Source organism: Anabaena sp. UHCC 0187, from assembly GCF_009712035.1.
Classification (GTDB): domain Bacteria; phylum Cyanobacteriota; class Cyanobacteriia; order Cyanobacteriales; family Nostocaceae; genus Dolichospermum.
This window is the reverse complement of sequence record NZ_VILB01000025.1, coordinates 25,635-39,081: the sequence shown is the minus strand read 5'-3', so window position 1 is coordinate 39,081 and position 13,447 is coordinate 25,635. Positions and strand designations below refer to the sequence as shown.

8 protein-coding genes are annotated in these 13,447 nt (G+C 39.7%); 6 read left to right on the top strand and 2 right to left on the bottom strand.

What is annotated here, in order from left to right:
- Positions 1 to 253 precede the first annotated feature (253 nt).
- From mnmG to FJR11_RS20750, 6 genes are all read left to right on the top strand, one after another.
- On the top strand, positions 254 to 2,161 hold the full coding sequence (gene mnmG / locus FJR11_RS20775; protein WP_168507171.1) for a tRNA uridine-5-carboxymethylaminomethyl(34) synthesis enzyme MnmG: 1,908 nt from the start codon (positions 254 to 256) through the stop codon (positions 2,159 to 2,161).
- 242 nt (positions 2,162 to 2,403) lie between these two features.
- The gene (locus tag FJR11_RS20770; RefSeq protein ID WP_168507169.1) at positions 2,404 to 3,660 is read left to right on the top strand and encodes a hypothetical protein; all 1,257 of its coding nucleotides are present in this window, start codon (positions 2,404 to 2,406) and stop codon (positions 3,658 to 3,660) included.
- A 393-nt stretch (positions 3,661 to 4,053) separates the two neighbouring features.
- Positions 4,054 to 4,617 (top strand): late competence development ComFB family protein, encoded by a 564-nt coding sequence (locus tag FJR11_RS20765; RefSeq protein ID WP_168507166.1) that lies wholly within the window; start codon positions 4,054 to 4,056, stop codon positions 4,615 to 4,617.
- Positions 4,618 to 4,763: 146 nt separating this feature from the next.
- Positions 4,764 to 6,413 carry an alpha/beta hydrolase gene (locus FJR11_RS20760; protein WP_168507164.1) on the top strand — a complete coding sequence of 550 codons (1,650 nt, stop codon included), beginning with the start codon at positions 4,764 to 4,766 and terminating at the stop codon, positions 6,411 to 6,413.
- Positions 6,414 to 7,000: 587 nt separating this feature from the next.
- Positions 7,001 to 8,638 (top strand): glycosyltransferase family 39 protein, encoded by a 1,638-nt coding sequence (locus FJR11_RS20755; protein WP_254444806.1) that lies wholly within the window; start codon positions 7,001 to 7,003, stop codon positions 8,636 to 8,638.
- Between the two features lie 61 nt (positions 8,639 to 8,699).
- The gene (locus FJR11_RS20750; protein WP_168507160.1) at positions 8,700 to 9,677 is read left to right on the top strand and encodes a glycosyltransferase family 2 protein; all 978 of its coding nucleotides are present in this window, start codon (positions 8,700 to 8,702) and stop codon (positions 9,675 to 9,677) included.
- Between the two features lie 123 nt (positions 9,678 to 9,800).
- Here FJR11_RS20750 and murD read toward each other — a convergent pair whose 3' ends face one another.
- Positions 9,801 to 11,165 carry a UDP-N-acetylmuramoyl-L-alanine--D-glutamate ligase gene (gene murD, locus FJR11_RS20745; RefSeq protein ID WP_168507158.1) on the bottom strand — a complete coding sequence of 455 codons (1,365 nt, stop codon included), beginning with the start codon at positions 11,163 to 11,165 and terminating at the stop codon, positions 9,801 to 9,803.
- 80 nt (positions 11,166 to 11,245) lie between these two features.
- A complete protein-coding gene (gene glyS, locus FJR11_RS20740) occupies positions 11,246 to 13,396 on the bottom strand; it encodes a glycine--tRNA ligase subunit beta (protein ID WP_168507156.1) in 2,151 nt (716 codons plus the stop codon).
- Between the last annotated feature and the right edge of the window lie 51 nt (positions 13,397 to 13,447).

The following is a 13,447-nucleotide window of genomic DNA, read 5'->3' as shown; positions in this document are numbered from 1 at the left end:
AAAATTTATTAGTGTAAAAATCTCACTAAAAGATAGTTACTCCCTTCCTAATATAAGATTACCTATCTTCCTTCTTCCTTCGCGTTCTTCGCTTCTTCGTGGTTCATTTAATCTATATTCTTCAGGTAGGAACGGAATAAAAATTAACTAAATTTAAGTACACTACAATTACGAATCACCGACAAATTAAAAATAATGTATAATAGAACGTTTATATCATAAATCCTAACTGACTTATTCTGTAACTAAGACCATGCACAATGCCGCTGAATTCCGAGACGCTTATGATGTAATTGTCGTCGGTGCAGGTCACGCCGGTTGCGAAGCAGCACTTGCTACTGCCCGCCTCGGTTGTCGGACACTGCTATTGACCCTAAATTTAGATAAAATCGCTTGGCAACCTTGTAACCCCGCAGTGGGTGGCCCTGCCAAATCCCAATTAACCCATGAAATAGATGCTTTGGGTGGGGAAATTGGCAAAATAGCAGACCGGACATACCTGCAAAAACGCATCCTCAATTCTTCACGGGGTCCTGCGGTATGGGCATTACGGGCGCAAACTGATAAGCGGGAATATGCGGCGATAATGAAAGTAATTGTCGAAAATCAAGAGAATTTGACAATTCGAGAAGCTATGGTGACGGATTTAATCTTAGATGATAATAATGAAGTTATTGGTTTAGAAACTTATTTTGGCGTATCTTTTCACTGTAAAGCGGTAATTCTCACCACCGGCACATTTTTGGGTGGCAAAATTTGGGTTGGTAACAAATCCATGGCCGCAGGACGCGCTGGAGAGTTTGCAGCAGAAGGATTAACACAAACTTTAAACCGGTTAGGATTTGAAACCGGCAGACTCAAAACTGGTACACCCGCACGGGTTGATAAGCGTTCCGTGGATTACAGTAAAATGGAAGTTCAACCGGGAGACGAAGCCGTGCGGTGGTTCAGTTTTGACCCCGAAGTGTGGGTAGAACGGGAACAAATGCCTTGTCACATGACCCGCACCACTACGGAAACTCATCGTTTAATTCGGGAAAATTTACATCTGTCTCCGGTGTATGGTGGTTGGGTGGAAGCAAAGGGACCCCGCTATTGTCCGAGTATTGAAGATAAAATTGTCCGCTTTGCCGATAAGGAAAGTCACCAAATCTTTATTGAACCGGAAGGAAGGGATATTCCTGAATTGTATATTCAAGGTTTTTCCACTGGTTTACCTGAAACTTTGCAAATTTTGATGTTGCGGAGTTTGACTGGTTTAGAAAATTGTGTGATGTTGCGTCCGGCTTATGCTGTAGAGTATGATTATTTGCCCGCAACTCAGTGTTATCCGACTTTGATGACTAAGAAAGTTCCAGGGTTATTTTGTGCAGGACAAGTCAACGGGACGACCGGTTATGAAGAAGCTGCTGCCCAAGGGATAGTGGCAGGAATCAATGCAGCGCGGTTTGTTCAGGGTCAAGAAATGATTATTTTCCCCCGTGAACAAAGTTATCTTGGTACGTTAATTGATGACCTGTGTACGAAAGATTTACGCGAACCTTATCGAATGCTCACCAGTCGGTCGGAGTATCGTTTATTACTGCGTTCTGACAATGCTGATATCCGCATGACACCGTTAGGACGGGAAATAGGTTTAATTGATGATAGGCGCTGGGATTTGTATAGTAGAAAACAAGAGCAAATTACAGCGGAGAAAGAACGCCTGCATAAGACTAGAATAAAAGAAAATGAGGCAGTGGGACAAGCGATCGCTCTCGATACCCAACAAGCAATCAAAGGTTCTATTACCTTGGCTGATTTAATGCGTCGTTCTGGTATCCATTACATTGACCTAGAACGCCACGGACTCGGTAACTCTACCCTCAAACAAGCGGAAAAGGAAGGGGCAGAAATTGATATCAAATACGCTGGTTATTTAGCCAGACAGCAACACCAAATTGACCAAGTTGCCCGTCAAGCAAATCGCCACCTACCTGGTGATTTAGACTACTCAACTATTGAGACTCTATCTAAAGAATCCAGAGAAAAGCTAAACAAAGTTAAACCCCTCACCATTGGACAAGCTGCGAGAATTGGCGGAGTTAACCCAGCCGATATCAATGCCCTTTTGATATATTTGGAATTAGCCAAAGGCAAGACGGCAATAGGTAATAGGTAATTATCCTAGTGGGGAAAGAATTTCTTTATTTCTTCCTCTTCCTGACTCCTGACTCCTCCTATAAATTTTTTTAACTAAATATCACCAAAATTTCCATAACAGAGTACAATTTAATACCATTAGCTAACCAAATCCTGGACTCTGGCAAGAAAGATCAGTGGTTTAATTAAAAAAGGTAGTTGATTTCCACAGCAGTAGCGGCATTGTTTTCCTATTATTTTTAGCTACAATCGAAAAAGCCTATGTTACCCAAATCCAGCACTGATTTACTTGCTTCAGAAGCATCCGATAGCGCCAGCGCGGCGTTAGCCATAGATTTTGTCACTAATGAGCCTTGGACAATAGAAACCTATGCTGAAGGCTTAATGGATGACCTTTTTACCGATATTGATAACATTCTTGATGGTCGAAGTAAGCGGAATTATCATCGGGACAGGAAGGAATCTGTACCTGTGCAAACCATGACATTTCAAATGCCAGATGTGGTTTTGTCTTCAACACGCAATCGCCCATTACAGTCTGCTTCACCTATTAAAAACATCCAAACCACAGCACTGGTAGTTAATCCTCCTTCTATCAGGGCAATTACTACCAAAGGTCAACAACAAACCAGTGGTTTAGGTAAACTAATATTCACGGGATTAGGCTTGACTGTGGCTTCATTGGGAATGCTCTACTTAACGGAGTCTGGTTTATTAACTATAATAACTGCCCAATTAACTTCCCAAAGTTTGCCCAATACCCAAATACCATCATCTGTTTCTGTAACAACAGATCCTCAGTTAGATTTAGTAAATTATATGTTGGAAGCCTTAACTGTGATAGAACAGCAAGGAACAACCAATTCTCAAACAACTGTCAAATCTGGATTTCCTACTGTTAATCTGAATCAAACAACGGCCTTACCTTTACCCAATACCCAACCAACGGAAACTTTACCCTTGCCTGTAGCAGGTAATAATGCCCTCCCTCCTCTCAGTCGCCTCAGTTCCCCTAATGTAGTTGAGCGCATATATATTCCAGTTTATCAGTCCCCAGCACCCCGCTATCAACTACCAACTGTTCCCACAGTCCCCATACCACCATCTTTACCTTTATCTTCAGTCGTTAATCATCCTCCTGTAAATCCTGCTCAACCAGCAGTTAAACCCACAGCAAAAACGACACAGGTTAATCTCAACCCAGTCACAGTTAATCCTCAAACTTTAAAAGTCCTACCACCAAAATTGCCAACGATTGCCCCACCTATACCAGCAAAAGAACCTACTAACACAGCACAACAGGTTTCTTCACCCAGCTATTCTGCACAGTTGGAGGGATTATTGGAGTTGGGTAATAAATCTGTGGCTTTGTTTAAAGTAGATGGTATCAGTCGCCGGATTAATCTGGGTGAAAATATTGGTGCTACAGGTTGGACATTAGTAGAAGTTACTAACGGTGAAGCTATTATTCGTCGTAATGGTGAAGTGCGATCTATTTATACAGGACAGAAGTTATAAATCAGGTTATTATTAGCCTGCGTAACAGCTTAGTCTACCACTTCCTCTAACATACCTCGAAGATACAAGGTTGGGTTTCGTGCCTCAACCCAACCTAAAAAAAGGCGAAGGTATTGATATAGGTGATAATTTTCCCTAGACCCCTACAAGCAGTTATAGCAATACTTTGTATTTTTAGTTACTACTATTTGTAAAGTCCAGATAAAAGAATAAGTATAAATTTAAAGATTGCAATAAGATTATATTTATTAGGTAAATTACACATTTACATTGAACCTATTTAATATTTATAATAAGTATCAGTAATCAATAAAACTATGGACAGAGTCCAGGTTACTTTTACTCATAATTTTTAGCACAATTAAATTTACATACATAGATAAATTGGTAAGTATGTCAACACTACGCCCATCACTACATTCCCAATATTTGGAAACACAAACTAAACACACCACTGTGATCAATTCTCATAATGTTATGGTCTTCTTAGTTACAGAAGAAGTTAATAAACAAATTCAATTATTACCTAATAAAACGGCTAGATATATCAAGATACCAGATGTACTTGCCTATGCTTTAAATCGGTTACCATCCTTATATGCGACTAGTAAAATAGGTTGGCAGCGGCAATTACATCGGGCTAAAATCGAGTTTAGTCAGCAAATTACCCAAGCAGTACATCAGTCCATTATTGCTGTACAAAGAGATCCTTTACATATTAGTGACCTGATCAATTATTCCGCAGATAATCCGGAAAAGAATGAGGCTGCAAATGCTGCATTAGAAAAATTAAAAGTCTTGTTGCAACGGGAAGATTTATCATGGGAAAATTTAGCTCATGTGGTTGAAAAATCATTAACATTAGGATCTTCTCAAGCATCTACTCAGTCTATGAATGCAAGAAACTATAGTCGTGCAGGTAGTAGCATAAATCATTGGGATACTTATCGTTATTAAAGTAATTGGTCATTACTTGCGGTTGCCTGTTTCTAATTCCCTGCTACAGCTATAAAAGTGACTTATCAGAGATGGAGTTATGCCTAGAGGTAGGGTAAAGACTCGAAAATCAGGTACAATTCCCTAAATTGAGATGCAATATAAAGATGTTCACAGGGAAAAGCTGGAAGAATTTCAAGGTATTTACAGGTACATTTTGTGCAATTGCTCTGACACCGTTTTTTGGCGTTAGCACCTCTGCACGCGCCGCAGATACAGTGATAATTCGCTATGGTCCTTTAGAGGAATCTGTATCCTTAGAAGAGTTGAAAGAGTCTGCGGAAACTGGCAAATTACCAGCTAGTTTAGGAACTTACACTAAAAGGATGACAGAAGAACAACGGCGCTTTTTAGTGGGGGGGTTGAGAACCAGAGTCCCCATAAATATTCTTACTCTGGATAGATTAATCAACACCCAAATTGGGACGACAATTCTTAGTGATATCTCTACAGCTATTACCCGTCAGGATCAAGCTGGAGTACAAGCCATGAGAGCCGGATTAATTTTAGGTGCTAATTCTCCACAGGGTTTATCTGCGCTCAGTTTTATTGCCGCATATCCCAGTAAACGCCTAGAAATTAATTTACCCCAGGCTATCAATGTGCTGGGAAATTTGAATAGTGCTTTTTTCCGCACACAGCAGTTTATGCTGGCTATTTCTCCCCAACTTAACCCCAGAGATGTTAAAGCTACTTATTCTTTAGATCCTACTCAACCAGGAAGCGCACAGGTACAGACCCTGAAGTTAAACTTCAATGACCAAAAGCGTCAACGTCAAATTCCTGTGGATATTTACTTCTCCACCGCTGCAACTGCAAATAAACCTGTAATTGTCCTTTCCCACGGTTTGGGTTCAGTACGGACTGACTTGCGTTACCTCGCACAACATTTAGCTTCTCATGGTTATGTCGTTGCTGCCGGAGAACATCCTGGTAGTAACGAAACCAGTAGCAATGCAGCCTACCAAGGTAAAAAGGGATTGGTTGAACCCCAAGAATTTTTAGACCGTCCGCGTGATATCAGTTTTATTCTCGATGAATTAGAAAAACTCAATCAAACGGCTAATAACCCATTACAGGGCAAACTAGCAACTAATAACGTCATGGTTGTGGGTCATTCTTTTGGTGGAGGCACAGCTTTAGCATTAGCTGGGGGTGAATTACAAATTGAAAACCTCAAACAAAGCTGTCAGCAAAATTTAGCTAAAGCCAGCTTGGGAGAAGCTATTCAGTGTGTGGCTCAAAAATTACCTGAAAAAACCTATCAACTGCGAGATGCAAGAATTAAGCAAGTAATGGCGGTGAATCCCGTATCCTCTTTAATGTTTGGTGAAACTGGTTTAACAAAGGTACAAGTCCCGACATTAATTTGGGCTAGTTCCGCAGATAAAACCACCCCTGCGTTAACAGAACAAGTCATTGGCTTTACCAAAATTCGTTCTCCTAAATGGTTAGTGGGTGTGGTTGGGGCTTCTCATTTGAGTGTCAAAGATCCCGATTTTACCGTAGATCAAAGTTCCATTCCCGATACACCTATATTGAGTAAAGAAGTAACCGGAGAACACGCTAAAGATGTGCGGAAGTTCTTCAAAGGTATTACCCTAGCAATGGCAGCCCAGTTAACTCCTGAAGCTAGTCAATATGCGCCTTTTCTGACTTCTGACTATGCTCAAATTTCCTCAACTCGTCTTTTCCCCTTGCGGATAGTGCGGGAACTTCCTCCTGAAATAATGGAAATGGTGAAAGGTGAGAGGTAACAGGTGAAAAAATAAAAAGGCTTGGAGGGTAAACCAAGCCCCAACTTCACTCAGGGTAAAATATATAATCCATCCTATAGGTTATTTATATTTTTAGAATCCTTCCCAAGAGAGAATTTTCACAATATTGGCTGTAAGTAAGTTGGTGTTAAAAATTAATGAGTAAAGTCTTGTATCAGTATTCAATATTGCTGATATACTTTTTACTGACAGTGTGATACAAACTAGATATTATTTTGTGAAATATGTGAGGTTATTTGATGCTGGCTGTATTGCTTCTCACCTCTCTAGTAATTCTATTTGTAATTTTTTACAGTCCTGAAGAAGATTGGCGGAGTTCAGTTTTATCCTCAGCAGTTGCGTGGGGAGTTTTAATCACATTGTTGACTGAGATTTTAAGCTTATTACAAATAATCACGTTTAGCTCAGTATTATTGCTGTGGTTATTGACTAATATAGCTCTGGGGTGGATTTATTATAAACTCATTAAATCAGGTAAAAGATCACTTTTTATTCCCAAAATCCCGAAAATAACTCCTGTCAGTTTAGTTTTAATAGCTGGAATAACTTTTATCATTGCCACTATTATGACAATTGCTATTGTTGCCCCGCCAAATAATTGGGACTCCATGACTTATCACATGGCGCGGGTGGTTCATTGGATACAAAATCGCCATCTTGCTCACTATCCTACCTACTACTCAGCCCAATTAGTTCATCCACCTTTTGCAGAGTTTGTGATCTTGCATTTACAGATTCTTAGTGGTGGGGATAGGTTCGCCAATTTAGTACAAACTTTCAGCATGATTGGCAGTATAGTTGGTGTATCACTAATTGCCAAGCAGCTAGGGGCAGATAAACGCGGGCAAATTTTTGCTGCTGTTTTCTGTTCTACCTTACCTATGGGTATTCTTCAGGCTTCTAGCACTCAAAATGATTATGCAGTTTGTTTTTGGGTAGTTTGTTTAGTGCATTATATTTTATTAACTTTACCCCATAGAAAACCGCCTATAAACCTAACTCTAGGTATTGGTGCTAGTTGCGGACTGGCTGTTTTTACCAAGAGTTCGGGTTATATGTATGCTTTTCCTTTTATGGTTTGGTTTTTCCTCTGGTATGTCAATCAAATGCGCTGGAAAATATGGAAACCAATCTCTATTATTAGTGTAATTTTCTTGAGTTTAAATATTAATCATTATTTGCGTAATTTTAGCTTATATGGAAATCCTCTCTCCACAGCAGAATATTCAATAGATTACAAACCAGAAATATACAGCCTACCGACTTGGATTTCTAACATTATCAGAAACTTGTCTCTTCATGCTGATATCGTCAGACATTTAGGATTGCAAGGTATCATTGAACCAACTATAGGTAAAGTTGCCAAATTAATTTCTATAATTCATGGTTTTTTGGGTGTAGATATCAATGATAATCGGATCACACACCCTCTGAACTCGTATACTGGTGTTCCTGGTCTTTCTTTTGATGAAAATGTAGCTGGCAACCCCCTACATTTATTACTTATTTTCTTAGCTATAGGTATTTTTATTTTCTATCAGAAACTGAGAAATAATAGAGAGGTAATGATTTATATTTTATGTTTAATTTCTGGTTTTTTGCTAATTTGTTTAATGCTCAAACTCCAACCATATCAAAGTCGGCACCATCTGGCAATTTTTGTCTTATTTTCAGCTTTTGTTGGTCTGGCTTTTTCTCAAGTTTGGAATCGTCATGTTATTAAAGTTTTAGCAGTGATTCTCTTAGCCACATCTATGCAATTTGTATTTATGAATAAATTTCGTCCAATTGCATTAGAGAAGAACATCTTTAATAGTAATAGAAATGAAATATATTTTACCCAAAGACCCAAGCTCATTAAACCTTATTTTGATGCAGTTGATTTTATCAAAACTACAACCTGTACTGATATAGGATTATCTTTAGGAACTGAAAAAGTACCTGCTGGTAGTTATTGGGAATATCCTTTTTGGATATTATTAAATGAGAATAACAATCGAATACATAGATTTAAACATATTTTAAATCCTGAAAATTTCTATGCACTAAGACCGGAAATGTACCCTTATAAAGATTTTAAACCTTGTGCCATTATTGCGGTGAGAAGAGACAAAGAACCTCCAGTAGCAATGATGAATTTTGAAAATACAGAATATTTAGCAAAATGGTCATCAAAACCAATTACTATTCTCATAGCTCAATAGGTAAGCTAGATTATTCTTCAATCTTCCTTCTTTCTAAATCCTGACTCCTTAAATTAATACTATGCTACCTAAATATTCTTTCATAGTCCCCATTTACAACGAAGAAGAAACCATTCATGAAATGTATCGCCGCATTGCACTAGTGATGAATCAGATGGATGGACTAGTTGAATTATGTTTAATTAATGATGGTAGTAGAGACAGATCCTTACAAATGATGCGCGAATTACACCAAAAAGATCCCCGTGTAGTTTACTTGAGTCTGGCACGGAATTTTGGTCATCAAATTGCCGTCACCGCAGGTTTAAATTTTGTTCGTGGCCAGATAGTTGTGATTTTAGATGCCGATTTACAAGATCCACCAGAATTAATTCCCGAAATGGTGGAACTATGGCAACAAGGATATCAAATTATCTATGCTCAACGCACAAAACGCCGTCAGGAAGGTTGGTTTAAACGCCTTACAGCTTATGCTTTTTATCGTCTCTTAAAAAATCTTGCAGATGTAGATATTCCTACCGATACCGGGGATTTTTGCCTATTAGATCGTCAAGTTGTTAATGTCCTCAATTCTATGCCCGAAAGGAATCGCTACATTCGCGGATTACGCTCATGGGTAGGGTTTAATCAAACAGCTATCCGATTTGAGCGAGATCCCCGTTTTGCTGGTGATGTTAAATATACCTTTCGCAAATCCTTCGCACTGGCAATTAACGGACTGGTTTCCTTTTCTAAAGTCCCCTTGCGGCTTTCCACCTATGTAGGATTGTTAGCGGCGATAGTTGCCCTATTTATGTGTTTATTGGTATTGTACTGGCGGATTTTTCTTCCCCATTCACCTTTAACTGGAATCACTATTGTTCTGATTGCTTTCTTCTTCTTAGGTGCAGTGCAACTGATTAGTATTGGGATTTTGGGTGAGTATATTGGACGTATTTATGAAGAAGTCAAGCAAAGACCACTTTATACTTTATCAGAAGTCACAGGTTTTGAGCAACAGAAATCAGGAGTCAGGAGTCGGGAGTCAGAAGTAAATTGAATTTTGGACGTTGCTAATAGCCATATTAGAGTTGAAGAAGGAGTCAGGAGTTAGTAGCCAGAAGTCAGAATAAATTAGTGGGAGATTCATACCCACCACATTCGTATCACCATTATGCAACGCCTAGTTTTCCAAATATTTCTGACACAATTGCCGAAAGTCTTCACCCCGCATTTCAAAGTTAGGATATTGGTCAAAACTAGCGCAAGCTGGAGACAATAATACTACAGAGGCTTGATGTTTTTTGGCTAATTCCGCAGACATGGATAAAGCCTTTTCCATTGTTTCGACAATGTGATAATTGCTATATCCCACTTCTTGCAGACGTTTTGCAAATGCTGGTGCTGCGTTCCCAATCAGTAAAACAGCGGCGGCTTTGGCTTGAATTTGGGCTAACCAAGCGGTATCATCTCCAGCTTTGGCTTCTCCACCAGCGATTAAAATGGCGGGGCTTTGCACAGATGCTAAACCCACTTCCGCTGCGTCGTAATTGGTGGCTTTGCTGTCGTTAATAAAGTCAATTCCTTGCCAATTGCAGATATGCTCTAAGCGGTGGGGAACGCCAGGGAATTCACGCACAGCTTGGGAAATGGCGGTAATATCTATACCTGCTAATCTAGCAGCGGCGACGGACATGAGGAGATTTTGCTGGTTATGTTCCCCTACCATTCGCAATGCAGATACCTCAACAATGGGTTGGGGTGTAGCGGTAATTTTTTCGATTACCCAGCCATTTTTTATATAAAAGCCTTTTTCACCTATTAGGAATTTTTCACCTTTAACGCTTGTCCAATAGGCGTTTGGCCAATGATTTAATCCTAATTTGCTCAAGTAAGCATCATCACCATTAAATATTTGAATTTGGCAATTATGTAATAATTTGGCTTTGATATTATAGTAATTTTCTAATGTTTTATGTCGGGCTAAATGATCTGGTGTGAAGGTTGTCCAAATCCCAATCCGAGGCGATAATGTAACGGAAGATTCGATTTGATAACTACTAAGTTCACCAATTATCCAATCTGGTTTTTTCGGAGATAAAGCAACTTCACAAGCAGCATGACCAATATTACCACAGGCGGGAGCGTTCAATCCTGCTGTTTGGAAAATGGCCGCAGTTAACGCGGTGGTGGTGGTTTTACCATTTGTACCAGTGATTGCTACCCAAGGAATATCTTGTAAATTTCGCCAAGCCAGTTCCATTTCGCCAATAGTTTCTATGCCTAATTCTCGCGCTTTGGCTAAAATAGGAATATCCCAAGGAACTCCGGGACTGACAACTATTAACTTGGATATATCAGAATCGGTGAATTCTGGTGTGTTTCCTAATTTGACGGTAATGTGTTCGCTGGCGAGTTGTTGTTGTTGTTCGAGGAGGGTTGGGGAGGTGCTACTATCGCAAAGTTCAACCTCCCAGCCTTCCTGTTTCAACAATCTTGCCGCAGCAACACCGGATTTTCCGAATCCAATAATTAACGCTTCTGGCATAGACTATGTAGCATCCCTGGTTAAGCTCCCCTATGGTAGCGTTAATTGGCAGAAATTACACAACTTTTTGTTGCTTTAGGCTACAAATTTTTGACTATCGCGCCAAAGTCAGCCAGTACACGGGCGTTATTTCGCAATAATCCGAGCAAATTTAAGCGATTTTGCTTAATATCGGGATTTGCGTCCATGACTAAAACGCTGTCTTCACCATCAAAAAATTTACCCACGGTAGGAGCGATTTTTGCCAGTGCAGTTACTAACAGTTGATAATCCCGATTTTGTTGTGCTGCTTGGGTTTGAGGAACTAACTCAAGTAAAGCGTTATAAAATGCAGATTCGGATTTTTTCTGGAACAGTTCGGGATTAATTAAAGATTGTGGTTCTAGGGTTTGAAAGTCTAAATTTCCCTGTGCTGCTAACCGGGTGGAACGGTTGACGGTTTCGTAAATTTTATCTAATGTACCATCTTTGCGGATTTGTTGTAAATAGAGAGCGCGATCGCGGACATCTAATAAATCCGCTAATGCACGTTCTGTATATTCAGGATCATTTTCTCCCAAAACCGCATTTACCAAATCGTAATCTATCTGTTTTTCATCTTGTAATAAGGTGCGAATCCGTTGCAGGAAAAATTCTTGCAATGTTTTAATTAAGGATTTTGCATCTTTATTAAAAGTTGTAGCGAAATCTGTGGCAATTTGTTCTAACAAGGTTGATAAATTAATTTGCAAATTCGCCAACCAGGTAATATTAACAATTGCATTTGCAGCGCGACGCAATGCAAAAGGATCTGATGACCCTGTGGGAATTAAGCCTAAGCCGAAGATACTAACTAAAGTATCTAATCTATCAGCTAAACCAACAACTTGACCTGTGAGGGTTTGGGGGAAAATATCATCAGCATTTCTGGGTAAATAATGCTCGAAAATTGCTGTGGATACTTCTGAATTTTCGCCATTAGCTAAGGCGTATTTTTGCCCCATAATTCCCTGTAATTCTGGGAATTCATAGACCATTTGTGTAACTAAATCGGCTTTACAGAGTAATGCACCTCTTTGGATATTCTGGGTTTGGTCTGGATTTAATTGTAATTGAGTAGCGATTTTTTCGGCATTTTTAACTATTCTTTCGACTTTGGCACGAACTGAACCTAAATCTTCTTGGAATGTGACTTTTTCTAATTGGGGTAAATAGCTTTCTAAGGGTTTAGCTAAATCAGCTTCATAGAAAAATCTGCCGTCTGCTAAACGCGCTCGAATTACTCTAGCATTACCAACAGCAATAATATCAGATTTGGCGGGATCTCCGTTACTAATGGTGATGAAATTGGGTAATAATTCCTGACAATCAGCATTTTTGAAGACGGGGAAATAACGCTGATGACTTACCATAACTTCGGTAATTACTTCTTTTGGTAAGTTGAGAAATTCTTCTTCAAATTGTCCAATAACTGCGGTGGGATATTCAACTAAATTGATGACTTCTGCTAGTAAGTCGGGGTAAATTGGGGTATATCCGCCTAATTTTTCGGCGGCGGCTTTCACTTGATTTGTGATAATTTCGGCTCGGTTTTCTGTGGGTACATTTACATAACCAGAAGCCAAGGTTTTTACATATTCTGTAGCGTGGGAAATGCTGACGGGTTCAGGGTGTAATACTCTATGGGTGCGAGAAATGCGATCGCTTTTAACAACTTTTGCGCCATTCTCTAATTGTAATGGTAGAATCTCCCCATCTAACAATGTGACTAAAGTGCGTATTGGCCGGGAAAATCGTCCGTCACCATGTCCCCACCGCATTAACCGCTTGCCTTCTAAGTTCCAGACCCATTGGGGTACAAGTTCGGTTAAAATATCGGCTATGGGACGACCGGGAATTTGTTTGTTAACAAAGACGAAATCCCCTTTGTCTGTGGGACGAATTTCTAAAGCGGAAATATCCACACCTTGCTTAGTCGCAAAACCAATGGCGGCTTTAGTGGGTTGTCCATCTTTAAAAGCTGCTTGTGCGGGTGGTCCTTTGATTTCTTCTTCTCTGTCTGCTTGTTGGGAAGGTAAACCGGTAATGAGAACCGCTAACCGTCGCGGTGTTCCATAGACTTCGACAACCGCTTCGGGGAGATTATGGGTTTTGAGACTTTGGGGAATGCGCGATCGCCATTGTACAATAGCATCACTCAAAAAACCTGCGGGTAATTCTTCTGTACCGACCTCTAATAAAAATGCTGGCATAAGATACTGTTTTTAACTTGGCGTGGCTTAATATTAGTCAATTCCAGTATT